Origin of the sequence: Streptomyces sp. NPDC052236 (assembly GCF_044548015.1) — a bacterium.
Classification (GTDB): domain Bacteria; phylum Actinomycetota; class Actinomycetes; order Streptomycetales; family Streptomycetaceae; genus Streptomyces.
On the sequence record NZ_JBIUBL010000017.1, the window covers coordinates 47,290 to 71,427 of the forward strand.

The window sequence follows — 24,138 nt, forward strand, 5'->3', positions numbered from 1 at the left end:
AGCCGCTCAGCCGCCGGTCTTGAACGACTCCGCCGCCTTCGACACCGCCGCCGGCCGCACCACCTTCAGACCGCCCGGAACCTTGTTGTCCGGCTTCATGATCACGCTCTCCCGGGTCGAGGGCGCGGCGGGGTCGGAGAAGTTCTGCGTGATGCCGAAGCCGGTGTCGTACGCGGAGAGGGTCAGCAGCGCCTTGTCGATGCCCGCCCTGGTCAGGTCCTTGTCGGCGCAGGCCTTCTTCAGCGCCTCGCCGAAGACCTTCCCGGCGGTGTACCCGGCGACCACTCCGTTGTCGAGGCCGTCCTTGGGGTAGGCCGCCGTGTACTCCTTGGCAAGCTGGGCCGGGCCCGCCTCCGTGGCGCCGATGGGGAGGGTGGAGGCGGCGATGTAGTAGTCCTTCATCAGCGCGGGGCCCGCCGGCGTCGCCAGCAGCTGCGGGGCGAAGGCGGAGTTGTTGCCGACGATCGGGACGTTGAAGCCGCCGGCCGCCGCGACGCCGACCAGCGAGGCCGCCTGACGCGGTCCCGCACTGATCACGACCGCCTTGACGCCTGCCTGCTTGAGCGCGGCGACCTGCGCCGTCATGTCGTTGTCGGTCGGCTTGATCTTCTGCTCGACGACGGTGAGACCGGCCTGTGCGGCGGCGTACTTGGACCCGGTGAGGGCGTTCTCGCCGTAGTCACCCTCGAAGTACACATGGCCGATCTTGTCGCCCTTGGCGATGCGCTTGCCGGTGAGGAGGAAGTCGATGGCGTTGATGGTCTCGATGTCGTACGTCGCGCCCACGACGCGTACGTACGGGCTGCCCAGCAGGCTGGCCGACCAGGCCTGGGGCAGGACGAGCCCCTTGTCCTGCCCGTCGATGCGCTGCTTGACGGCGGCGACGAAGGGCGAGCCGATGAACTGCGCGAAGCCGAGCACCTTCGGTTCGAGCTCGGTGTACGCGGCGACCGCCTTCTGCGGGTCGTAGCCGTGGTCGCGGACGGTCAGCGTGATGTTCCGGCCACAGATGCCGCCGGCCGCGTTGGTCTGCTTGGCCCACAGCTGCTGGGCCTGGGTGACGCTCTTGCCGAGCGAGGCGTAGACACCGGTCATGTCGGTGAGCGCGCCGAGGGTGATGGCCTTGGCGGTGACGCCTTCGCCCGTCTTCACTCCCCCGGCGTCCTTGGTGTCGCCGTCGCCCTTGGTGGCCTTCTCGCTGCATCCGACGGCGGTGAGCGCCAGTACGGCCAGCACGGCCACGTACGTCTTCGACTGCTTCGGCAACCTCGGCAGCTTGGGCTTCTTCATGTCTTCTCCCGTCGGGACACTGTCGGGCGGGTGAGTCCGCCGGGCAGGAACAGCACCACCGCGACGACCGCGGCGCCGTACAGATAGCGCGACGCCTCCCCCGGCGAGACCCCGCCCGTACCGGGGGCGGAGACCAGCGGGAGGCTGTCGCTGTAGTGGGTGAGAACTTGCGGCATCAGGGAGACGAAGGCCGCGCCGACGACCGCGCCCGCCACCGTGCCCAGGCCGCCGATCACGATCATGGCGAGAAATTCGAGGGACAGGATCACGCCGAAGTACTCGGGGACCGTGCGCTGGAAGACCAGGGCGAGCAGAACACCGGCGAGTCCCGCGTACATCGAGGAGAGGACGAAGACGGCGGCCCGGTAGCGGGCGACCGGCACACCCATGACGCCCGCGGCGATGCGGTGGTCGCGCAGCGCGTTCATGGCGCGTCCCGGGCGTCCGCGCAGCACTCCGCGGGCGAAGAGCCCGCCGGCGAGGAGGGCGGCCAGCGCCAGGTACCAGAGCTTCTCCGCGGATTCGAAGGGTACGGCGGCGACGACCACCTCCGTGTCGTCGAAGTCGAAGCCGAAGAGGGAGAGCGGCGGGACGGTCCGGCCGTTGAAACCGCCGGTCAGATCGCGGGCGTTGAACAGCACATGCTGGCCGATGAAGATCAGCGCGAGGGTGGCGATGCCGAGATACGCGCCGCGCAGGCGGCCCGCGATGGGGCTGAACAGGCCGCCGGCCGCGCCCGCGAGCAGCACGGCCAGGATGGCGGCGAGCCAGGTCGGCAGTCCCAGGCCGGTGAGGCGGTGGCCGTTCTCGACCTCGTTGCCGCCCGCCAGGACGCAGTAGCCGTACGCGCCGACGGCGAGGAAGAAGGCGTGCCCCATGGAGAGCTGGCCGGTGGCGCCGGTGAGGAGGTTGATGCCGATGGCGCCGATCGCGGCGGCCATGGCGAACAGCCCGGCCTGGAGCCAGAAGCGGTCCAGGTAGAAGGGCAGGACAAGGAGAAGAACGCCAACACCGATCCAGGCGTACGGCTTCGGCTTCTTGAGATGGGCGAGACGTTCAGACACGGGCGGGCTCCTTCGTGCCGAAGAGCCCGGCGGGCCTGATCAGGAGGACGAGAAGCATCACCAGATACGGCGCGAGATCGCCGATTCCTCTGCCCAGGAAGGACAGGTCGCTCTGGTAGCCGGTGGCGAAGGACTCGGTGACGCCGACGATCAGACCGCCGGCCAGGGCTCCGGTGGTGGAGTCGAGCCCGCCGAGAATCGCGGCGGGGAAGGCCTTGAGCGCGGCGAGGGAGGTGGAGCGTTCCAGTCCGGGGGTCGGGAAGACCGTGAGGAAGAGCGCGGCGACGGCGGCGAGCGCGCCCGCGACGGCCCATGCGGACAGCGAGACGCGGCCGAGCCGTACCCCCATCAGCGCCGCGGTCTGCGGATTCTCCGCGGCGGCGCGCATCGCCACGCCCCAGGAGGTGAACCGGAACGCCAGCAGGAAGGCGGTGATGAGCAGCGCCGCGGCGACGAAGGCGGCGATCCGGGTCTGCGCGAGGGTGATGTCGCCGATGGTGACGACGCGGTCGGCCCAGGGGTCGCCGAGCGAGAGTACGTCCGTGCCGATACGGCGGGTGAGTTCGGTGGTCAGCAGGATGTCGACGCCGATGGTGACGATGGCGAGGACGCTGTGGTCGGAGCCCCGGTAGCGGCGCATGACCAGGAACTCGACGGCCGAGCCGACGACCGCAGCGCCCGCGATGCCGACGGCGAGAGCCGCCCAGAAGCCGATGTCGTCGTGGAGGACCGCGGTGACATAGCCGCCGGCGAGGAGGAGGGAGGCGTGAGCGAAGTTGACGACCTCGGTGGCCTTGAAGATGACGACGAAGCCGAGGGCGATCAGGGCGTAGACGGAGCCGATGGAGAGCCCGCCGAGGAGTAGTTCGATGAAGGTGGTCATGCCTGCGCCTCCGTTCCGAGGTAGGCCTGGACGACGGCCGGATCGTTCTGTACCTGGGCGGGTGTGCCGCCCGCGATCCGCCGTCCGAAGTCGAGTACTGTCACGGCGTCCGCGAGCCGCATCACCACCCCCATGTCGTGTTCGACCAGCACGATGGATATGCCGAGGCTGTCGCGTACGCCCGCGATGACGGCGGCGGTCTGCCGCCGCTCGTCGGCCGTCATGCCCGCGACAGGCTCGTCCAGGAGCAGCAGCTGCGGCTCCATGCACAGGGCGCGGCCGAGCTCGACAAGCTTCTGTTTGCCGTACGGGAGAGCTCCGGCGGGTTTCCCCAGCTCGTCGCCGAGCCCGACGAAATCGGCGATCTCCCGTACCCGGTCGAGATGGAGCCGCGCCTCGCGGGCGGCGGAGGGCAGCCGCAGCCCGGTGGCGATGAACCCGGCGCGGGTGAGCCGGTGGCGGCCGAGGAGGAGGCTGTCGGCGACGGTGGCGTGGGGCGGCAGCGCCAGGTTCTGGAAGGTGCGGGCGATGGAGAGGGCGGCGATACGGTGCGGGGGAAGGCCGGTGAGTTCGGCGGCGCCGAAGCGTACGGAGCCCGAGGTGGCGCGGTAGACGCCGGACAGGACGTTGAAGCAGGTGGACTTGCCCGCGCCGTTGGGGCCGATGAGGGCGTGGACGCTGCCGGGTTCGACGGTGAAGGAGACGGCGTCGAGGGCGGTGAGCCCGGCGAAGCGGACGGTGACCTCGCTGACGTCGAGTACAGGCACAGCGAGTACAGGCGCAGCTTCGGGTGTCATTTCGGGTGTCATGGTGTCCACCTCCTCAGGGTCGGAGCCGACACTTCCGCCTGTACGGCGTCGGCTGCCGCGTCCTCGTCCACCACACCCAGGTAGCGGCGGCGCACCTCGTCGGAGGCGGCCAGCTCGTCCGCGGGGCCCGCGAGGGCGACCTCGCCCACGTCGAGTACGTACGCCGTCGAGGCCAGCCGGAGCGCGATCGCGGCGTTCTGCTCGACCAGGAGCACGGAGGTGCCGCGGGCGTTGATCTCCTGGATCGTCTCGGCGATCCGCGTGGCCATCAGCGGGGCGAGGCCCAGCGACGGCTCGTCCAGGAGCAGCAGCCGCGGCCCGGACATCAGGCCGCGGCCCAGCGCGAGCATCTGCTGCTCGCCGCCCGAGAGCAGCCCGGCGCGCTGGTGGGCGCGGTCCGCGAGGACCGGGAACAGTTCGTGTACGCGGGCGAGCGCGGCGGCGGTCTCCCGCCTGCCGCCGCGTGCTCCCAGTGCGCCCGCCCGCAGATTGTCGGCCACCGTCATGCGCGCGAACACCTGCCGCCCCTCGGGCACCTGAACGACCCCGGCGGCCACGACCCGGGCGGGGCTGAGCCCGTCGAGCGGGCGGCCGTCGAAGCGGATGGAGCCTCCGGTGGCATGGCCGCGGCAGTAGGCGAGGGTGCGCGAAATGGCGCGCAAGAGGGTTGACTTGCCCGCGCCGTTGCCGCCGAGGACGGTGACGATCGCGCCCTCGGGTACATCGACGGTGACTTCGCGCAGTGCGCGTACCGGCCCGTAGTCGACGGACAGCGCACGCACTTCGAGCGAGGCGGCCATACGGTCTCCCATCTCCAGCTCGACGGGCTTGAGCTGTGGGGGCACACATCAGCACCGCTCGGACGTACCCGTCCACGCCGTACGGCCGAATCGCTGCCGATGACCAGCGGTGGAGCGCGCGCATTGTGCACGGGCACAAGGGCTGGCATCCTCACCAGCCATGGGAGGCCAGAGACCGCGCACCGAGCGTGAGTGGTCCGTCCTTGTGAGCGCCTCCGAGGTACTGATGGAGCGCGTGCCACGGCTGACGGACCAGCTCATCGAGGAACTACGGGTGCATTCGCCGCAGTTCGATCTCGCGGTGCCCCGGGACGAGCACTGGCAGCAGACCAACGAGGCGATGCGGTACGGCATCGAGGCGCTGGCCGCGAATCGGTCGGCGCCGCGGCGGGACCTCCAGTACGCGGAACGGCTGGGCAGGCGGCGGGCGGAGCAGGGGCTTCCGCTGGATCTGCTGCTGTACGCGTACCGGCACGCGGGCTATCTGATCTGGGAGGAGCTCCTGGAAATCGTCTCCGAGAAGGACCCGGCCGCGCTGCGGGTGCTGGTGCAGCTGGCGTCGTACATGTGGGCGGGAGTGGACGGTCAGGCGTCGGCGGTCGCGGACGCGTACCGCTCCACGGAACAGGACATGCAGCGCCGCAGCGACGAGCGCGTGCAGGCGCTGCTGGACGCGCTGCTGGAGGGGAAGTCAACACCGGGCCTGGTGGCGGGCGCGGCGGCGGGCCTGGATCTGCCGGAGCAGGGGCGGTACGCGGTGGTGGTGGTCCGGGTGGAGCGGGCGGCGGGGCGTGAGCCGTTCCACCGGGTCGCGGCGGCGGAGGGGCTGCGGTTCTTCTGGCGGATGCGTACGGACTACGAGATCGCGGTCGTCGCGTTGGGGCCGGAGGCGGGCCTGGCGGAGCTGGCGGAGGTGCTGCACCGGCGCTGCCCGGGGCCGGGCGGGATCAGCCCGGTCGTACCGCGCCTGGCGGACCTTGGCCTGGCACGCCGCCTGGCGGAGACGGCGCTGCGCACATGCGGCCCGGAGGCGCAGCGGATCGTACGCCTGGACGAGCGGCTCCCCACGGCGCTGGTGGTGAGCCAGCCGGAACTGGCGGCCCGCCTGATCGCGGACGTATTCGGCCCGCTGCTGGAACTGGATCCGGCGGACCGGGCGGTGCTGCTGGAGACGCTGGACGCGTGGCTGGAGTGCGAGGGGTCGGCGGGGCGGGCGGCGACCCGGCTGTACTGCCACCGGAACACGGTCTTCAACCGCCTGCGCCGCCTGGAACAGCTGACGTCGCGGTCGCTGTCGCGCCCGAGGGACTTGATCGAGATGACATTGGCGCTGGACGCGTTCCGGCTGACGCCGGGTTGATCGGCGCCTGTGTGTGCCTGTGTGTGCCTGTGTGTACGGTGCGGTCGTGAGCAGCGCACAGCGGATCGAAGTGAGCCGGGAACAGGTACTGGCCTACCGGGTGGCGTCCCACGGATTCGACCGCTCCTCGCCCGTACCGGACGTACTGGTCATGGGGGCGCAGGACACGCCGTACGGATCGGCCAAGCTGGCACTGGCCGCGCGGGGCGCGTCCCTTGAGGGCCTTCAGCTCGTCTGGTCGTTCCGCGGCGCGCCTCATCTGCACCGTCGCACGGACCTGCCTGCGCTCGCCGCCGCGCTGTGGCCGGTGGACGACGCCGACGCGACGGCGCGGATCAGCACGGCGGTGATCAAGGAGGGGGCACGACTGGGCATCGAGGCCTTCCGGGTCACCGCCGAGGCGTTCCGCGAGGTGGTGACCGCGCCGATGCCCAAGGGCGAGGTGAGCGGGGCGGTGAGCGCGGCCGTACCGAAGTCGCTGACGTACTGGTGCGGGACGTGCGGGGCGCGGCACATCTCCGGGCTGCTTTTCCAGCAGGCCGGAATCTTCGGGGCGGTCGGGGTGCGCCCGGAGGGCGGCAGGACGGTGCTGGCCCCGCTGGACGTCGGGTTTCCTGTACCGGACGCGGCATCGGGGACCACGGAGCTGGTCCGCGCCTACCTGCGCTTCCTGGGGCCGGCCACGCCCGCCGAGGTGGCGAAGTACCTCGGCACCAGGCCGACGGCGGTGAAGACGGTGTGGCCGGGGCCGGACGACCTTGCGGAGGTGTGGCTGAACGGCAGGAAGACCTGGCTGCCCGCCTCCGAACTGGACGCGCTGCTGTCGGCGAAGAGCGAGGGACTCGTACGGCTGCTTCCGCCGGGCGATCCGTTCCTGCAGGCGCGCGACCGGGAACTGGTCCTGCCGGACAGGAGCAGCCAGAAGGAACTCTGGCGCGCGATCGGCGGGCCGGGCGCGCTGCTGGTCGGCTCGGAGCTCGCGGGTACGTGGCGCGCGAAGGCGGCCGGGCGGAAACTCGACCTGACGGTCACGCCGTTCGGACCGTTGTCGTCCGCGGTACGGGGGGAACTGGAGGCGGAGGCCACGACGGTGGCGACGACGCGCGGCGCTTCCGAGGCCCGGCTGCACTTCGCCCAGTAGTCCAGTAGCTCTTTGTCGGGTTCGGGCGTCACAGGGGCGCCCGTACGGGTTGGAATAGGGACCCTGCGCTAGCCTGCTCGGTACGTTCCCGGGCTTGAGTGAACTCTACGAGGGTGAGCGCGTGACTGGTTCTCAGCCACCGGACGACGGCAGCGAGTTTGCGCGGACGGACGCCATCTTCCGCGCGACCGAAGAGGCCGTGCGTGTGGTCATCGGCAACGGCGGCGGCGATGGTCTGCGAGCGGCCGGGTCCGCCTATCCGCAGGTGTGGGCCCGAGATGCCGTCATCACCGGCCTCGGGCTGCTGAGCCACCAAACCGACCAGGGGACAGGTCTCCTCAAGGGCTCATTGGACAGCCTGGCGGCATGCCAGAGTCAGCTCGGCCGCATCCCCAACCACGTCTTCACTGCGAACCCGGAGACGGGCTTGCAAGCGGACACCGTCTTCGCCGGAGCCGTCGACGCCAGCCTGTGGTACATCGTGGGCCATGACGTGCTGTCTCTGAAGCTGCCCGACAGCCGATATCTGGCCGACCGCTGGGACAGCATCGCGAACGCCTACAGATGGCTTGAATACCAGGATGTGAACGAGTGCGGTCTGCTCGAAGTGCACGAGTCGATGGACTGGGCCGACCTCTACGCCAACAGGTACAACTCACTGCTTCCCAACGTCCTGTGGTTCGCCGCCAATCGGTCCATGGCTCGCATGGCGAACAGGCTCGGCCGCGCTGCGGATTCCTATCGCGAGCGAGCCGAGGACATCCGCTTCAAGATCAACCAGCTGCTGTGGGTCGGCCCCGAGATCGAGCGGCAATATGACTGGATAAAGAAGCACCGCAGTGAATGGGAGACTCCGGCGCGGCTGGTCGACACGCTGCTGGTGGAGCGGCCTTATTACCTCCCCTACATGGCCTTTCGGGCATACGGCGACCGATTCGACACCCTTGGCAATCTGCTCGCGGTCATCTTCGGAGTGGCTGACGCCCGACAGAGCGATCGAATCATGGGTTACATCGAAGAAGCGGGAGTGAATCATCCGTGGCCGGTAAAGGCCTTCTGGCCTCCGGTGATGCCCGGGGATGAGGACTGGAGAGAATACTACCGCCAGTACAACCTCAATATCCCTCATCAATATCACAACGGCGGAGCGTGGCCGTTCATCGGCGGATTCTACGTGGCCGCTCTTGTCCGGGCGGGCCGGAGCAGAGAGGCGCATCGGCAGCTGGAGCGCCTCGCCGAGATGAATCGCATGGCCCGGCACGAGGGCGAGTGGGAGTTCAACGAATGGTTCCACGGACTCAGCGGCAAACCCATGGGCAACTCGTCCCAGAGCTGGTCAGCCGGAATGTTCCTCTATGCCGGAGCGTCGGTCGAGGAGGGCCGGTGCCCTTTCTTCGGTGAAGAGGAAAAATGGTGAGGACGAGCCTTGAGGAGAAGGCTGGTTGCCTCAGTCGCTGTCCAGCGGAATTGGCGCTTCCTGCCAGAAGAAGAACATGAGCGAAGTCGCGAGTGCGGCTGTGGCGGAAAGGGCCAAGACGGCGATCTCGACGGCATCGTAATCGGCGATCAGGCTCCCGACCACCACCGATAGCGCGGAGCTGACGATGAACACCGAGCGGGTCGCCCAGTACCCAGGTCGCCCGAAGGACAGGGGATGCGCCCGGACATAGGTCTCCCAGGCCAGATGTTCCGGCCCGACGCGCCGCTCGACGACCCCGGACAGGTAGGCGGCGATGCGATGAATCGCGTGGGCGTGGTTCAGCCACGATGCCCCGAGGAGGAGGGAAAGGGCCGGCTGGATCAGCATGACGACGGCGGATTCAGTCTGAAACCCGACTGACAAGGTGGTGCCGAAGGCGATGATGGCCAGGGTCTGCAGTTGCGACTGAAGCTCGATGAGTTTGAGGATTTCGGCGCGCAGGCTCCCATACTCGGCGATCAGCAGAGCCACTCCGTCGCTAGGCCCGAGCACCGGGCGGAGTGGCCGACCGTTCGAACTGCCGGGAGCGGGCAGAGGGGACGGCGATGCCATCGCGCACCCCCCATCACGGGTGTGTACGGACCTGACGTGCCATGAAAGCAACGCCCGCCCCGGCGGGAGACACGTATCGCCGTGAGTGGCGTACTCCGTACGACATTGGGCCGAAAACCGCCCTCGACGGCGATGTGAGTCGACCCGCCGGCGGACGCATATTGCCCGGGGTCTGCTCCTGGACCTCGACGCGACGCTGGTCTCCTGCTCCACTTCGAGTCCGCTGGTGAAGGACTGCGATCTGTACCCGGACTCGGCGGACGACCCTGCCTCTGCGCTGGCGATCGTCGCCGATGCCGCGCAGGAGACCGTCACCGAGTGTCTGTGGCAGGTGTGGCCTCTGTGCGCCGAGCATGGCCTGGGCATGCATCCGCGGGATGCGGACGGGCAGCTGTCCTGGTGGTGCGCGGGAGAGCGGTTGCGTCGCGGCCCAGCCCATATCCGTGCGGCCGTGGGCGCGCTCGACACCTTCGTCCGCCCACGTCGCCCCAATCGTAAGAGGCGGCGGGCGAGTTGATGTCCCACTGCGCCACGGTCGTTGAACGCGACGTGACGTGAAGAGGGCCGTGCCGGTTGGGTGTTGTTGTGACGCAATACCTTGGCCGCACGGCGTTGGCCCATCGTATCTTCACCGGCCTTCGACACCGTCGACTCGGCACGCTGATCGGCGAGTTGGCTCAGGTGTGGCTGGCCGCCGAAGAAGGGCGACTGTACGACCGTCGAGGTCATGACCGTCTGCGGGCGGCCGGGGCGGGACCGAGCCACCAGTTGGTGTTCACTGACCGGGTCATCGCCACGTTGGTCGTCATGCGGTTCCAGCTCCCGCACGCGGCCCTGGCCGTGCTCTACGGGGTGGAACCGCTCCACGATCACTCGGGCCGTCCACGAGATCCGCCCGTTGCCGGCGGCCCGTGGCTTCGCTGTGCCAGGTCGCCCCGGCCTGCGGCTTCGCACGCTGGAGGACGTCTTCGCCTACGCGGCGGCCCAGGGAGTCGAGCTGCGGCTGGACGGTACCGAGGTCCGGGTGCGCCGCCCGAAGGCGAACAGGCCCGGCCGGCGCGCTTTCGTGTCGGGCAAGATGCGGCAGAACACCAAGTGGGTCAGGTCAGCAACGTGACACTGCTCGGCCTCACCGAACTGCTGACCAACGTTCTCCAGCACGCCAAGGTGAAGGAAGCTCGCATCCTCGTGCAGGCGACAGCGGACAGCGTCTGCGTCACCGTGAGCGATCTCGATCCGCGGCTTCCGGTGCTCAAGCCCGCCGACCTGCTCAGCGAAGACGGACGAGGGCTCGCTCTCCTCCAGACCATGGCGGACGGGTTCGGCATCGTGCGCACCCCACTGGGCAAGGACGACCACGCCGTACGCGACCGCCACGACGATCGGCTGGTGCCGTACGTACAACGGCAGTGCCCCAACGCCCAGATAGCCGAACAACCGTCGACATCGGCCCCGGCACCGACCACCGGCACGGGCCGACCTCAAGAGCGGCAGCCCCAGCGCGACCGGCCTGCGAACCCGGCCGCCAGGTAGCCGCAGGTGATCCCTCGGGGCGCTGGGCCCGCTCGTCGCTGCCCGGCGGAAAACGCTTGTTGCCTCCCGCGGGCAGGGACCGTTGCGGCACTCTTGCCCGCAGGCACCGGACCCCGGCGCCGTCTGTGAACACCCCAGCCGGGCCACAGGCAATGACCGGAGGAAACATCGTGCGGGTCAGTCTGAAGGATGTCGCGTTGCGCGCGGGCGTCTCGATCAAGACGGTTTCGAACGTTGTGAACAACTACCAGCACGTCGCGCCCGCCATGCGAGCCCGTGTGCAGCAGGCCATCGACGAGTTGGGCTATCGCCCCAATCTGACCGCCCGGCACTTGCGAAAGGGAAGGACCGGGATCATCGCGCTGGCCCTGCCCGAGCTGGGCAACCCGTACTTCGCCGAACTCGCCGCAGCGGTGATCGACGCCGCCGCCGCACACGACTACATCGTGCTGCTGGATCACACGGGCGGCAAGCGCGAGCAGGAGGTCCTGGTGAGTCAGGGCTTCCGGGCCAGGGTCATCGACGGCCTGATCCTCAGCCCGATCGAGCTCGAAACAGAGGATCTGCGCAGACGTACGGAGCAGGTACCGCTGGTGCTCCTGGGCGAAGGGCATTACGACCTCCCCTACGACCACATCGCCATAGACAACGTCGCGGCGGCCAGGGGCGCGGTCCGGCACTTGATCGACCTGGGCCGCACCGACGTGGCATTTCTCGGCGCCCGCCGGGACCGCAACCAGCCGGCCCAGCTGCGGGTACAGGGCTGGCGGGAGGAGCTCACCGAGGCCGGCCTCGCGGTTGACGAGGGGCTCGTGGCCACGACCGACGGCTGGGGCCATGCCGACGGTGCGCATGCCATGGCCTGGTTGCTCGATTCGGGCAGGCGACCCGACGCGGTTTTCGCGTACAACGACCCGATCGCCATAGGTGCCATGCGCGTACTGTCGGAGCGCGGGCTGCGTGTGCCCGAGGACGTGGCCGTAGTGGGCTTCGACGACGTCGCCGAGGGGCGATTCGGCGCGGTGACCCTCACCTCGGTCTCGCCCGACAAGAAGGCCATCGCCCAGCTGGCAGTCGCGTCCGTTCTGGCGTGCTTGAGCGGTGACGAACCTGTGCCACGGCGGGTGACGGTGGAGCACTCGTTGATCGAGCGGGAGAGCACCCGGGGCCGCGCCCCGCGCCCGTCAGGCGATTGAAGACGCAGGGGCAAACTGCAGGCGCGCATCAGGGATTCGTGCGCGAGTCATGGACAGTCCGGTTGGAGCGTGCTGTCATTCCGCATGGCACTAACTTTCTAACGTTGGAAGCCGGGTCCGGCGCAGCGCCCGCACCGCCGCGCACCGTGGCTCCGTGTTCGCGCCCCGGGCACGCGTCCGACTCCCTCACCCCACGGAGGAGCCCCGATGCACCGTCCGTCATCGCCGCACCGCAGATTATGGAGGACCCGCGCGACAGCCTGGCTGAGCACGCTCGCCCTGTTGTGCGCCGGCCTGCTGGCCGCGGCCACAGGCGGCACCGCGCAGGCGGTGCAGGCCGCGCCCGCCGCCTGGGCCCCCAAGCCGGCCCCCATGACCACTCCGTGGACCAACCAGGTCCCTGTCGACAACCCGCTGCCCGAGTACCCGCGCCCGCAGCTGACCCGCCCCGACTGGACCAATCTCAACGGGATCTGGGACTTCGCGGTGACCGGGGCCGACGCCGGGCAGCCGGCCGCCTTCCCCGACCAGATCCGCGTCCCCTTCGTCGCCGAATCGGCGCTCTCGGGCATCCAGCGGAAGATCACCCAGAACGACAAGCTCTGGTACAAGCGCACGTTCACCGTCCCGTCCGGCTGGAAGGGCCGCCGCGTCCAGCTCAACTTCGGCGCCAGTGACTGGCGTACGACGGTGTGGGTCAACGGGCAGCAGGCCGGTGCCGTCCACAGCGGCGGTTTCGACTCCTTCCGCTACGACATCACCCCGCTGCTGAACGGTGGCACGAACACCGTCGTGGTCTCTGTGTACGACCCCACCGAGACGGGCAGCCAGGCCGTCGGCAAGCAGCGGATCCGCGATGTCGCCCCGCATCCCGGCGGCGGCATCTTCTACACCGCCGCGTCCGGCATCTGGCAGACCGTGTGGCTGGAGCCCACGGCCGCGGCCCACATCAGCCGCCTGGACATGGTCCCCAGCCTCTCCGACAGCACGCTGAAAGTCACCGTGCGCGGCTCCGGGACCGGGACCGGGACCGGGACCGGAAGCCATACCGCCAGAGTGACAGTGTCCTCCGGCGGCAAGCCCGTGGCCACCGCGACCGGACCGGTCGGCAGCCGGTTCTCCGTGTCCATCCCCAACCCCCGCCTGTGGTCTCCTGAGGACCCATTCCTGTACGACGTGAAGGCCGATCTGCTCTCGGGCACCGCCACGGTCGATTCGGCCGGCAGCTACACCGGCATGCGCTCCGTCTCCGTCGGCAAGGTCAACGGCGTCCAGCGCACCCTGCTCAACGGCAGGTTCGTCTTCCAGACCGGCACTCTCGACCAGGGCTACTGGCCGGACGGCATCTACACCGCGCCGACCGACGCGGCCCTCAAATACGACCTGCAGGCGCACAAGGACCTCGGCTTCAATATGGTGCGCAAGCACATCAAGGTGGAGCCGCAGCGCTGGTTCTACTGGGCGGACAAGCTCGGCCTGCTGGTGTGGCAGGACATGCCGTCCATGGACAACACCCCCTCCGACAGTGCCGCGCGCGTGCAGTGGGAGGCCGAGTACGACCGCATCATCGACCAGCACCGCAGCTCGCCCTCCGTGGTGATGTGGGTGAACCAGAACGAGGGCTGGGGCCAGTACGACCAGGCGCGAATCGCTGACGAGGTCAAGGCGTACGACCCCTCCCGGCTGGTGAACAACATGAGCGGTGTCAACTGCTGCGGCTCCGTCGACGGCGGCAACGGCGATGTCGTCGACAACCACATCTATGTGGGCCCCGGCGTCACCACACCGACCGCTGCCCGTGCCGCCGTACTGGGTGAGTTCGGTGGTCTCGGCCTGCGCGTCCCGGGGCACGAGTGGTATCCCGGCGGTGGGTTCAGCTATGAGGATCAGCCCAGTGCCACCGCGTTGAACAACCGGTTCGTCGGGCTGCTGGACGCTCTCCGGGAGCAGCCGATGCCTCTCGGTCTCTCGGCGTCCGTCTACACCGAGATCACCGACGTGGAGAACGAGGTCAACGGCCTGCTCACCTACGACCGTCAGGTCGTCAAGGTCGACGCCGCCCGGGTCAAGGCCGCCAACCTCGCCCTGATCAACGCCTCGCGCAACCCCCCGCCGCCCGTCACCCTGCCCGTCGGCCAGAACAAGTCCCTGCGCGTCACCACCCCGGGCCACACCGACAAATATCTGCGTCATCAGGACGGTCAGGCATTCACCGCGATCGTCGACGCGAACAGCGGCAGCCTGCTGAAGAACGACGCTACCTGGAAGATCGTCCCCGGCCTGGCCGGTACCGGCTGCTACTCGTTCGAATCACGCAACTACCCCGGCCAGTACCTGCGGCACCGGGACTTCCGGGTCTACAAGGAGGCCGGTGACTCGGCGGTCTTCAAAGCCGACGCCACCTTCTGCGCCGTGCAGCGCAGTGGCGGCGTACGACTGTCGGCCTGGAATTTCCCCGGCCAGTACCTCCGCCACATCGATTCCGAGGTGTGGCTGGCGACTCCCGGCGGCACGCACGCCTGGGACAACCCAGTCAGTTTCACGCCGGACACGACGTGGTCCGTCGAGGCCCCCTGGGTCGCCTGACCCGCGCCTGACCCCGCCGGCCGCACCGCAGTGGTGCGGCCGGCGGGGTCAGGCCCGCAGCCACGACGAGGCGTTCGCCGAACTCACCGAGGGCCGGCTGAGCCTCGCCGACGCCATCGAGAACGAAGCCGTCCCGGCATCCGGTGACCAGCAGGCGCTGCGCCGGTTGCGCATCCTGTTCCGCAGACCGCGTCCCGCGGCCCGGCGGGCGTGCGCCCAGTCCGCCCGGTCCGCCCAGTCCGCCCGGTCCGCCTGAAAGGGCAGCTGCGAAACGCTCCCCCGGAACCGGGACCCTCGCGCCGCGGGCAGCGGTGCTCTACGTCAAGAAGTCCCGCGCGATGTCCTCCGCCACCCGCTCCAGCAGCGGCCCCGCCTCCGCCATGCAGCGCGCCGGGTCCGGTTCCAGGTCCGTCAGCGCGTACGCGCGGCGGATGCCCGCACGGCCCAGTGCCTCCGGCCGCAGGGCCAGCCGGCCGCAGACCGCCACGACCTCGATGTACTGGGCGCGGGCCGCCGCCGCGACGCCCGCCGGTGCCTTGCCGTGCAGGGTCTGCTCGTCAAGTGAACCCTCGCCGGTGATGACCAGGGTCGCCCGCTCCAGCGCGGAGGCGAAGCCGAGCACGTCGAGCATCACCTCGATGCCGGACCGGAAACTCGCGCCGAGACCGACCAGCGCGCCGTAGCCGATGCCGCCCGCGGCGCCCGCGCCCGGGGACAGCGCGTGCTCCCCGGCCCCGGGACCGACCGCGGTCTCCAGGACGGACACATAGCGGGCCAGCGCCGCGTCCAGCGTGGCGACGTCCTCGGGGGTCGCCCCCTTCTGCGGGCCGTACACCGCGGACGCGCCCTTGGGACCCGTGAGCGGGTTGTCCACGTCGCTCGCGAGGACCAGTTCCACGTCCTTGAAGCGCGGGTCGAGACCCGACAGATCCGCCGTGGCCAGGTCGCGCAGACCTCCGCCGCCCGGTCCGACCGGTTCGCCCTGCGCGTCCAGGAAGCGCGCGCCGAGCGCCGTCAGCATTCCCGCGCCGCCGTCCGTCGTCGCGCTGCCGCCGACGCCGAAGACGATCGTCCGCGCGCCCGCGTCGAGCGCGGCGCGCAGCAGCTCGCCGGAGCCGTACGTCGTCGCCGTCAGCGGCGCGAACACGCCCGCCGGAAGGTGCTGAAGGCCCGAGGCCTCCGCCATCTCCACCACCGCGGTACCGTCCCGCAGCGCGTACGCCGCGGTCAGGGGCTCGCCGAGCGGCCCGGTCACCGGGACCTCGCGCTGCTCGAACCCGGCCGCCACCGCCGCCGCGACCGTGCCGTCGCCGCCGTCCGCGACGGGCAGGGCGTCAACCGCCAGGCCGGGTACGATCCGCTGGAGCCCCGCCGTCACCCGCTCCGCGACCTGTACGGCCGTGAGCGAGCCCTTGAACTTGTCAGCCGCCACGAGCACACGCGCACGCGCGGGCCGAGTAACGGGCTGAGTCACTGCTCCGTTCGCCACCTTGCTGATCCCTTGCTTTCGAACAGGCAGTCGCGCCGCTCCGACCCTATCCGCCCGTACAGACGGCTTACCAGCCCCTCATGTCCTGACATTCCGTCCTACTGCGTGCCTTGCGTACGGCCGATGTCCTACCCTGCCTGGGGTGACGACCTCTGACTACGCCGCGTACATCGCCTCCCTCCCCCGCATCCTTGCCGGGGCCGCCGCGCTCTTCCGTGACGCCGAGGGGCGGGTGCTGCTCGTCGAGCCCAACTACCGCAAGGGCTGGGCGCTGCCAGGCGGGACCATCGAGTCGGACCAGGGCGAGACCCCGCGGCAGGCCGCGCGCCGCGAGACCCTCGAAGAGATCGGTCTCGACCTGGAGCCCGGCAGACTGCTCGCGGTCGACTGGGTGGTGGGCGAGGCACGCCCGCCGATCGCCGCGTATGTGTACGACGGCGGGGTGCTGGCCGAGGAGCTGTTCAAGGCGATCCAGCTGCAGGAGGAGGAGCTGGTCTCCTGGCGGCTGGTGCCCCGCGACGAGCTCCACGAATATCTGCTGGGGTCGCTGGGGCACCGGGTGCTGGCCGCCCTCGACGTACTGGAGGCGGGGACCGGAACCGCGGAGCTGGAGAACGGCCTCCCGCCCGCCTGAGCGGCCACAACGATATCCGCTCGCCGCGGCGCGGGACCGCTGCGTACCCTCGCCGCATGACTCTCGTCGCGATCCTCAGCGGCGCCGGCATCTCCACGGACTCCGGCATCCCCGACTACCGTGGGCCGCAAGGACTGTGGCGGCGCGATCCCGAGGCCGCGAAGCTCGTCACGTACGACTACTACATGGCCGATCCGGAGATCCGCCGCCGCTCCTGGCGGATGCGGCGCGACTCCACCACGTGGCGCGCCGAGCCGAACGCCGCGCACCGCGCCATCGCCGAGCTGGACCGACAGCCCGGGTTCGCGGTCCGCGTGATCACGCAGAACGTCGACGGGCTGCACCAGCTGGCGGGCATGCCGGGCCGCAAGGTCCTCGAACTCCACGGCACCGCACGGTCGGTGACCTGCACCCGGTGCCACGCCCGCTCCTCGATGGAGGAGGCGCTGGCACGGGTGGAAGCGGGCGAGGAAGACCCGCCGTGCCAGGTGTGCGGCGGGATCCTGAAGTCGGCGACGGTCATGTTCGGCCAGCGGCTCGACCCGGTGGTGCTGGGCCAGGCGCTGGCGATCGCGAAGGCCGGCGAGGTCTTCATCGCGGTCGGCACAAGCCTGCAGGTGCATCCCGCCGCCTCGCTCGCGGGCATCGCGGCGGAGCACGGGGCGCGGCTGATCGTGGTGAACGCCGAGCCGACGCCGTACGACGGACAGGCGGAAGAGGTCGTCCGGGAGCCGATCGGCACCGCGCTGCCCGCGCTCCTGAAGCGGCTGAGGGCAGAGACAGCAGAGGCAGGGGCCGCCAATGAGGCGAGCGCTGGGCCGAGGTCCGAGCAGTGAGCCAGGTGGCTGCCGATCCGGCCGCCGCCACCAACCGCAGGTGACCTGCTGCGTCCCGACTAGAAGAGCGCCCCCTCCGACGCGCCCGGCTCGTACGCTCCCCGCTCATGCGCCAGCAGCCGCCGCTTGCGGTCCACCCCGCCGCCGTAGCCGACCAGGCTGCCCGTCGAGCCGATGACCCGATGGCACGGGACGATGATCCCGATCGGGTTCTTGCCGTTGGCGAGGCCCACCGCGCGGGAGGCGGCGGGGTTGCCGAGTGCCTCGGCCAGTTCGCCGTACGTACGCGTCTCGCCGTACGGGATCTTCCGCAGCTGCTCCCAGACGCTCCGCTGGAACGCCGTGCCGTCGAGCCGCATCGGCAGGTCGAACTCCTCCAGCTCGCGGGCGAAGTACGCGTCGAGCTGGCGGATCGTCTCGCCGAAGGGCTCGGCGTCGGGGTCAGGTTCGGGTTCGGGTTCGCCGAAGGTTTCCTCGGCGGGGCGGTGGCGCTGCTGGACCATGTAGAGGCCGCTCAGCACCCCGTCGGTGGCCACGAGGGTCAGTGGGCCGTACGGGCTGCCGACGACCGTGTGCTGCCTGGTCATGAGTGGCATGGGCGAACTTCCTTACGCGGGGAGGTAGTTGATGGGATGGTCCTCGGTGGCCCAGAGGTACTGCACGGCATACGCCCGCCACGGCCGCCACACCGCGGCGCTCTCCGTCAGCGCGGCCGGAGTCCCGGGCAGCCCCAGTCCCGTCGCCGCGCGCCGCATCCCGAGGTCGCCCGGCAGGAACGCGTCCGGGTCACCGAGGGCGCGCATCGCGATCACCTCGACCGTCCAGGGGCCGAAGCCCGGCAGCGCCGACAGCTGGGACCTGGCCCGCTCCCAGTCGCTGTCGGGGCCGAGCCGCAGCGATCCGTCGGCCAGCACGCCGACCAGAGTCGTCAGGGTGGTACGGCGGGTGCGGGGCAGCGCCAGCGCCTCCGGGTCCAGCGTGGCCAGCGCCTCGGACGTCGGGAAGAGATGGGTGAGGCCACCCTCGGGGTCGTCGATCTCCTGGCCGTGCGCGACGACCAGACGGGCCGCGTGGGTGCGGGCGGCGGCCGTCGAGACCTGCTGGCCGAGCACCGCCCGTACCGCGAACTCCGCGGCGTCGACGGTGCGCGGCACCCGCCGGCCCGGCGCTTTGTCGACCAGCGGGGCGAGCAGCGGATCCGTACGCAGTTGGCCGTCCACGGCCACCGGGTCGGCGTCCAGGTCGAGCAGCCGGCGGCAGCTGCTGATCGCGATGGTGAGGTCGCGCGGGTCGGTGAGGGAGAGCCGGCAGGCGATGTGGTCGGCGAGCGGGGTGAGGGCGACGATGCCGTGTCCGTACGGGAGGTTCAGCGTCCGCCGGTACGCTCCGGCCCGCCACTCCTCGACGCCGGGGACCCCCGTCGCGGCGAGGTGCCCGAAGAGGTTGCTGGGATTGAGCGGCGCGCGGTACGGGAGGCGCAGGGCGATCACGCCGGGGGTCTTCAGCGGTGCGGACGTGCCGCGCGCGGCGCGGGTGCGCAGTTCGCCGGGCGCGAGCGCGAAGACCTCGCGGACGGTGTCGTTGAAGGCGCGGATGGAGGCGAAACCGGCCGCGAAGGCGACCTCCGCCATGGGCAGCGCGGTGGTTTCCAGGAGCAGGCGCGCTGTCTGCGCGCGCTGGGCACGGGCCAGGGCGAGCGGGCCCGCGCCCAGTTCCGCGAGCAGCTGGCGCTCGATCTGGCGGGTGGAGTAGCCGAGGCGGGCGGCCAGGCCCGGTACGCCTTCGCGGTCCACGACCCCGTCCTGGATGAGCCGCATGGCGCGGGCGACGGTGTCGGCGCGCGCGTTCCACTCCGGCGAGCCGGGGCTCGTATCGGGGCGGCAGCGCTTGCAGGCCCGGAAACCGGCCTGCTGGCAGGCGGCGGCGCTCGGGTAGAAGGTCATGTTGGCGACCTTCGGCGGCACCACGGGACAGCTGGGGCGGCAGTAGATCCGGGTGGTCAGCACGGCCGTGAAGAACCAGCCGTCGAATCGGGCGTCCTTCGACTGGACGGCGCGTACGCAGCGCTCTGTGTCGGTGTGCATGGCTCCCAGCATCGGGCAGGCCCAGGCAGTGAGGCTAGCGAGAAAACGACATCATCCTCGCGCTGCCTGCGCCAAAGCTCTGGACCGCTAGCCCAGCTGCTCGGCGAAGGCCTGGTACGCACGCTCGTCGAAGAGCACGAAGCGCACCTCGGCGATCGGCGCGATCGCCGCCTCTCGGACCGTACGGATCGCGATCCGCGCCCCGTCCTCCATGGGCCAGCCGTAGATGCCGGTCGAGATGGCGGGGAACGCGACGCTCTCGGCACCCAGCTCGCGCGCCACGCGCAGCGATTCGCGATAACAGGAGGCCAGGAGGTCCGAGCGGTCCTCCTCCTTGGAGAAGACGGGACCGACCGTATGGATCACATGGAGAGCGTCGAGGCGGCCGGCTGTGGTGGCGACGGCTTTTCCGGTGGACAGGCCCTTGCCGTAGTGCGAGGCGCGCAGCGCGCGGCAGTCGGCGAGGATCTCCGGGCCGCCCTTGCGGTGGATCGCGCCGTCGACGCCACCGCCGCCGAGAAGCGAGGAGTTGGCGGCGTTGACGATCGCGTCGACGTGCTGCTCGGTGATGTCTCCGCGTACGAGGGTGATACGGGCGGTCATGGCGTCCTTCTGCCGTAGGGCTGCGGTAGGGCTGCCGCAAGGGCTCGTACTCGATGGCTCACGGCGACGCGGGCTCACGGGGACGCGCGGAGGCGGCGCCAGACCGCCTTGGCCGCATGGTGGCCCGACATGCCGTGCACCCCCGGGCCCGGCGGCGTCGCGGAGGAACAGAGGAAGACAGCGGGGTGCGCCGTCGCGTACGGGACGCGGGCGAGCTTGGGGCGGATCAGGGTCTGGAGCCCCGCGTAGGCCCCGCAGGCGATGTCCCCGCCGACGTAATTGGCGTTGCGCCGGGCGAGTTGGGGCGGGCCCGCGATGGCCCGGGCCAGTACGAGATCGCGGAAGCCGGGGGCGAAGCGCTCCAGCTGCCGTTCGATGACGTCGGTGGCATCGCCCTCCCAGCCTGCCGGGACATGGCCGTACACCCACAGAACGTGCTTGCCCGCCGGCGCCCTGGTCGGGTCGATCACGCTCGGCTGGGCGGTGATGAGGAAGGGGACCTCGGGGTCGCGGCCGGTGGTGGCAGCGGTCAGAGCCGCATTGATCTCACCGGCGGTGGGGCCGATGTGCACGGTCCCGGCCGCGCGGGCCTCCTTCGCGGTCCACGGCACGGGCCCCGACAGCGCGTAGTCGATCTTGAACGCGGCCGCGCCGTACCGGTAGTGCCGGTACGCCTGGCCGAGGTCGGCGATCCGCGCGAGCGCGGTCGGCGAGGTGTCGAAGATATACGCGCGGGCCGGGGGCAGCTCGTCCAACCGCTTCACCTCCGTGCCCGTGTGGATGACGCCGCCCTGCTCGCGCAGATACGAGGCGAGGGCGTCGGAGATCGCCTGCGAACCGCCGCGCGGCACCGGCCAGCCCACGTCGTGGGCGGCGAGCGCGAAGCACAGGGCGATGCCGCTGGTGGCGAAACCGCTGGTGGGGGCGATGGCGTGGGCGGCGAGCCCGGCGAGCAGGCCGCGCGCCCGCTCGTCCCGGAAGCGGCGCGAGAGCCAGCTGACGGGCTGCAGCGCGGCCACTCCGAAGCGGGCGAGACGGTACGGGTCGCGGGGCAGGCCGTCCCAGGGGGTACGCAGGAAGTCGGCGGCGAGGGTGTCCCAGCGGCCGGCGAAGGGGGCGAGCAGACGGCGGTACGCCCCGGCGTCGGCGGGGCCCAGCGACATGGCGGTCTCACCGACCGAGCGGCTCAGCACGGCGGCGGTGCCGTCGGGGAAGGGGTGGGCCAGCGGCAGTTGGGGGTGCAGCCACTCAAGGCCGTGCCTCGCCAGGGGCATCCGGTTGAACGCGGGCGAGCCGATCGCGAGCGGGTGGACCGCGGAGCAGGGGTCGTGGCGGAACCCGGGGAGGGTGAGCTCCTCGGTCTTCGCTCCCCCGCCGATGGTGTCACTGGCTTCGTATACGGCCACCGCGAAGCCGCGGCGGGCCAGTTCGACGGCGGCGGTCAGTCCGTTGGGTCCCGCTCCCACGACGACGGCATCGAGCATCGACGGCACCTTTGGACTCCTTTGTCAGCCAGTGGCCAAGGTCTTCAGGATATTCCCGCGCCGCGCGGCGCGTGGACCGGGCCCGCCACAAGGCCACACAAGGCCAACACAAAGCCACCTTGCCCATCCTGGCCGGGATATTGACATTGAACCGTTTCATTGTTTCGCTCATGTCAAGAATTCCGGGAGCGCTCCCACGGCGCTCGTGGAAACCTCGTGGAAAGAGGCCACATGCCGCTCACCCCCCACACCCCCCTCGCGGAGCTCCCCATCCGCACCCTTCCCGCCCTCCCTGCCCGCCCCGCCCTCCCCGCCCTGGTCCGGGCCTTCGTCCGGGCCCTGCTCGTCGCCGTACTCGCCGCGTCCCTGCTCTCCTGGGCGGGCAACTCGCCCACCCACGCCGCGCCCGGGGACGGCTCCGTCTCCGACCCGAACATCGCCTATGTCGGGCGGTGGGACACCAGTTCCACCACCGCCGCCGTGCCCAACTGGACCGGCGGGTACCTCCAGACCGCCTTCACCGGGACCACGGTGAAGGTCAAGGCCAGGGACGCGGTGAACCTCTACGTCAGCATCGACGGCGGCGCCGATGTCTTCCACGCCGGCGTTCGGGGCACGGTGAACCTGACGCCGCGGCCCCTCGCCGCCGGAAACCACACGCTCCGCGTGTCCTACCGCTCCGGCGACACCGTCTTCCAGGGACTGGTGCTGGACGCGGGCGCGCGCACCCTCAGCCCGCAGGTGCCGTCCGGGCTCGTCGAGTTCGTCGGGGACTCCATCACCGCGGGCGCCCTCACCGAACGGCTCGCGATCGACTCGTACGCGTGGAAGACCGGCGAGCGGCTCGGGATGCGGCATACGCAGATCGCCCGCTCGGGCTACTGCCTGGTGGCGCAGTCCGGATGCGTGGGACAGGCCGGTCAGTTCTTCAAGACAGCCTCCACGGGTACCCAGAACTGGGACTTCGGCCGCTACCAGGCCGGCGCGGTCGTCATCAACCTCGGCACCAACGACATCGGCCACGGTGTCACGGGCGCCGCGTTCCAGTCGGCCTACACCACCTTCCTCCGCGACATCCGCGCCAAGTACCCGCAGGCCGCCATCTTCGCGGTGCAGACGCTCAAGAAGCGCTACGTGCCCGAGACGCGGGCGGCCGTCGCCTCCCGCAACAGCGGTGGCGACGCGAAGGCGTACTACGTCGACACGACGGGCTGGCTGACCGACGGAACCCACTACGAGGACGGCAACGGCCACCCGAACGAGCTGGGTCACACCACCTTCGCGAACCGGCTCGCCCCCGTCATCAGCTCGAAGCTGCGGACCACCGCACCGGAGGCCGAGGCGGCGGCAGCCGCCCCGGGACAGCCCGGAGACCCCAACATCAAGTTCACCGGCCGCTGGGACACCCGGAGCTCCAGCACCGCGTACACGCCGTACTGGGCGGGCGCGTACTACCGGACCGGATTCACCGGGACCACCGTCAAGCTGAAGCAGCGCAACGCCATCGATCTGTGGGCCAGGATCGACGGCGGTCCTGTGAAGTTCTACGACGATGTGCGCGGAACGGTCGACCTGACCCCGGCGAAGCTGTCTCCGGGAAACCACACCTTGCAGGTCAACTACCAGGTGGTGGCCGGTTCGTACCGCGGTGACGCCGTCTTTCAGGGGCTGACCCTCGACTCCGGCGCCACCACCTTCGCGCCACCGGCCGCACGCACTCTGATCGAGTTCGTCGGGGACTCGATCACCGTGGGAACGACGTCGTCGCAGAACGCCCGTACCGCGTACGGCTGGCTCACCGGGGAACTGCTCGGCGCCGACCACACCCAGGTCGCCCAGGGCGGCGCCTGTCTGTTCGCGGCGGCGGACGGATGCGTCAGCCTGGAGCGGCAGTTCAGCAAGCTGAACCCGAACGCCGCGACACCCGCCTGGGACTTCGCTCGGTACCAGGCGGGCGCGGTCGTCATCAACCTGGGCACCAACGACATCGGCCACGGTGTGACCAAGGCGCAGTTCCAGACGGCGTACACCAGCCTTCTGCGTCAGGCCCGCGCGGCATACCCGCAGTCGTGGATATTCGCACTGGAGACCTTCCGCGGAAGGTTCGTCCCGGAGACCGAGGCAGCCGTCAGGGCGGCGGTCGCCGGCGGGGACTCGCGGGTCTCGTTCGTCGACACGACGGGCTGGCTGCCGTCGGACGGTCTCTCGGACTCCGTGCATCCCAACGACAAGGGCCACCGGGCCATCGCCGACCGGCTCGCGCCCGTCATCGCCGCGAAGCTGGGGGGCTGAGCCGCCGGCTCGGCGGCAGCCG

The 24,138-nt window shown here is 70.4% G+C and carries 21 protein-coding genes and 1 pseudogene; 11 read left to right on the forward strand and 11 right to left on the reverse strand.

Annotated elements, in window-relative coordinates; genetic code table 11:
- Positions 1-6: 6 nt before the first annotated feature.
- The 5 genes from ACIHCQ_RS26290 to ACIHCQ_RS26310 are packed head-to-tail and all read right to left on the reverse strand — an operon-like array spanning position 7 to position 4,846.
- On the reverse strand, positions 7-1,290 hold the full coding sequence (locus ACIHCQ_RS26290) for an ABC transporter substrate-binding protein (protein ID WP_399667037.1): 1,284 nt from the start codon (positions 1,288-1,290) through the stop codon (positions 7-9).
- Positions 1,287-2,354 (reverse strand): branched-chain amino acid ABC transporter permease, encoded by a 1,068-nt coding sequence (locus ACIHCQ_RS26295; RefSeq protein ID WP_399667040.1) that lies wholly within the window; start codon positions 2,352-2,354, stop codon positions 1,287-1,289. Before ACIHCQ_RS26295 ends, ACIHCQ_RS26290 begins: the two co-directional genes overlap by 4 nt.
- Entirely contained in the window at positions 2,347-3,237 is an 891-nt protein-coding gene (locus ACIHCQ_RS26300) for a branched-chain amino acid ABC transporter permease (RefSeq protein ID WP_399667043.1), read from the reverse strand. Before ACIHCQ_RS26300 ends, ACIHCQ_RS26295 begins: the two co-directional genes overlap by 8 nt.
- Entirely contained in the window at positions 3,234-4,046 is an 813-nt protein-coding gene (locus ACIHCQ_RS26305) for an ABC transporter ATP-binding protein (protein ID WP_399667046.1), read from the reverse strand. Before ACIHCQ_RS26305 ends, ACIHCQ_RS26300 begins: the two co-directional genes overlap by 4 nt.
- A complete protein-coding gene (locus ACIHCQ_RS26310) occupies positions 4,043-4,846 on the reverse strand; it encodes an ABC transporter ATP-binding protein (RefSeq protein ID WP_399667376.1) in 804 nt (267 codons plus the stop codon). The genes ACIHCQ_RS26305 and ACIHCQ_RS26310 overlap by 4 nt, the downstream gene beginning before the upstream one ends.
- A 160-nt stretch (positions 4,847-5,006) precedes the next feature.
- Between ACIHCQ_RS26310 and ACIHCQ_RS26315 the strand changes: the two genes are divergently transcribed.
- The 3 genes from ACIHCQ_RS26315 (at position 5,007) to ACIHCQ_RS26325 (ending at position 8,764) form a co-directional block, all read left to right on the forward strand.
- Positions 5,007-6,206, forward strand: coding sequence for a PucR family transcriptional regulator (locus tag ACIHCQ_RS26315; protein WP_399667049.1), 1,200 nt, complete (start codon positions 5,007-5,009; stop codon positions 6,204-6,206).
- 46 nt (positions 6,207-6,252) lie between these two features.
- On the forward strand, positions 6,253-7,347 hold the full coding sequence (locus tag ACIHCQ_RS26320) for a winged helix DNA-binding domain-containing protein (RefSeq protein ID WP_399667051.1): 1,095 nt from the start codon (positions 6,253-6,255) through the stop codon (positions 7,345-7,347).
- A 94-nt stretch (positions 7,348-7,441) separates the two neighbouring features.
- Entirely contained in the window at positions 7,442-8,764 is a 1,323-nt protein-coding gene (locus tag ACIHCQ_RS26325) for an amylo-alpha-1,6-glucosidase (protein ID WP_399667054.1), read from the forward strand.
- A gap of 30 nt (positions 8,765-8,794) precedes the next feature.
- On the opposite strand, the gene ACIHCQ_RS26330 is transcribed toward ACIHCQ_RS26325, so the two are convergent.
- Positions 8,795-9,298: a hypothetical protein gene (locus tag ACIHCQ_RS26330; protein WP_399667057.1), complete on the reverse strand. Its 504-nt coding sequence runs from the start codon at positions 9,296-9,298 to the stop codon at positions 8,795-8,797.
- A 307-nt stretch (positions 9,299-9,605) separates the two neighbouring features.
- Here ACIHCQ_RS26330 and ACIHCQ_RS26335 point away from each other — a divergent pair, with 307 nt between their 5' ends.
- The 5 genes and pseudogenes from ACIHCQ_RS26335 to ACIHCQ_RS26355 all read left to right on the forward strand — a co-directional run bounded on the left by ACIHCQ_RS26335 (position 9,606) and on the right by ACIHCQ_RS26355 (position 14,694).
- Complete coding sequence (locus ACIHCQ_RS26335; RefSeq protein WP_399667060.1) at positions 9,606-9,896, forward strand: hypothetical protein; 291 nt, start codon at positions 9,606-9,608, stop codon at positions 9,894-9,896.
- Positions 9,897-9,964: 68 nt separating this feature from the next.
- Positions 9,965-10,472: pseudogene (locus ACIHCQ_RS26340) on the forward strand (transposase family protein); the annotation flags it as partial.
- 2 nt (positions 10,473-10,474) lie between these two features.
- Entirely contained in the window at positions 10,475-10,912 is a 438-nt protein-coding gene (locus ACIHCQ_RS26345; protein ID WP_399667063.1) for an ATP-binding protein, read from the forward strand.
- Between the two features lie 170 nt (positions 10,913-11,082).
- Entirely contained in the window at positions 11,083-12,108 is a 1,026-nt protein-coding gene (locus ACIHCQ_RS26350; RefSeq protein ID WP_399667065.1) for a LacI family DNA-binding transcriptional regulator, read from the forward strand.
- 207 nt (positions 12,109-12,315) lie between these two features.
- The gene (locus ACIHCQ_RS26355; RefSeq protein WP_399667068.1) at positions 12,316-14,694 is read left to right on the forward strand and encodes an AbfB domain-containing protein; all 2,379 of its coding nucleotides are present in this window, start codon (positions 12,316-12,318) and stop codon (positions 14,692-14,694) included.
- Positions 14,695-15,010: 316 nt separating this feature from the next.
- On the opposite strand, the gene ACIHCQ_RS26360 is transcribed toward ACIHCQ_RS26355, so the two are convergent.
- Positions 15,011-16,183: a glycerate kinase gene (locus ACIHCQ_RS26360; RefSeq protein ID WP_399667071.1), complete on the reverse strand. Its 1,173-nt coding sequence runs from the start codon at positions 16,181-16,183 to the stop codon at positions 15,011-15,013.
- 142 nt (positions 16,184-16,325) lie between these two features.
- Here ACIHCQ_RS26360 and ACIHCQ_RS26365 point away from each other — a divergent pair, with 142 nt between their 5' ends.
- Together ACIHCQ_RS26365 and ACIHCQ_RS26370 are read left to right on the forward strand one after the other, a co-directional pair.
- Entirely contained in the window at positions 16,326-16,817 is a 492-nt protein-coding gene (locus tag ACIHCQ_RS26365; protein ID WP_399667074.1) for an NUDIX domain-containing protein, read from the forward strand.
- A 56-nt stretch (positions 16,818-16,873) separates the two neighbouring features.
- Positions 16,874-17,653: an SIR2 family NAD-dependent protein deacylase gene (locus tag ACIHCQ_RS26370; RefSeq protein WP_399667076.1), complete on the forward strand. Its 780-nt coding sequence runs from the start codon at positions 16,874-16,876 to the stop codon at positions 17,651-17,653.
- A gap of 59 nt (positions 17,654-17,712) precedes the next feature.
- On the opposite strand, the gene ACIHCQ_RS26375 is transcribed toward ACIHCQ_RS26370, so the two are convergent.
- From ACIHCQ_RS26375 to ACIHCQ_RS26390, 4 genes are all read right to left on the reverse strand, one after another.
- The gene (locus ACIHCQ_RS26375) at positions 17,713-18,240 is read right to left on the reverse strand and encodes a methylated-DNA--[protein]-cysteine S-methyltransferase (RefSeq protein WP_399667379.1); all 528 of its coding nucleotides are present in this window, start codon (positions 18,238-18,240) and stop codon (positions 17,713-17,715) included.
- A 21-nt stretch (positions 18,241-18,261) separates the two neighbouring features.
- Entirely contained in the window at positions 18,262-19,737 is a 1,476-nt protein-coding gene (locus ACIHCQ_RS26380; RefSeq protein ID WP_399667079.1) for a DNA-3-methyladenine glycosylase 2 family protein, read from the reverse strand.
- 87 nt (positions 19,738-19,824) lie between these two features.
- Entirely contained in the window at positions 19,825-20,340 is a 516-nt protein-coding gene (locus tag ACIHCQ_RS26385) for an O-acetyl-ADP-ribose deacetylase (RefSeq protein WP_399667082.1), read from the reverse strand.
- A 74-nt stretch (positions 20,341-20,414) separates the two neighbouring features.
- Positions 20,415-21,833 (reverse strand): phytoene desaturase family protein, encoded by a 1,419-nt coding sequence (locus ACIHCQ_RS26390; protein ID WP_399667085.1) that lies wholly within the window; start codon positions 21,831-21,833, stop codon positions 20,415-20,417.
- Positions 21,834-22,055: 222 nt separating this feature from the next.
- Here ACIHCQ_RS26390 and ACIHCQ_RS26395 point away from each other — a divergent pair, with 222 nt between their 5' ends.
- On the forward strand, positions 22,056-24,116 hold the full coding sequence (locus ACIHCQ_RS26395) for a GDSL-type esterase/lipase family protein (RefSeq protein WP_399667088.1): 2,061 nt from the start codon (positions 22,056-22,058) through the stop codon (positions 24,114-24,116).
- Positions 24,117-24,138: the final 22 nt, after the last annotated feature.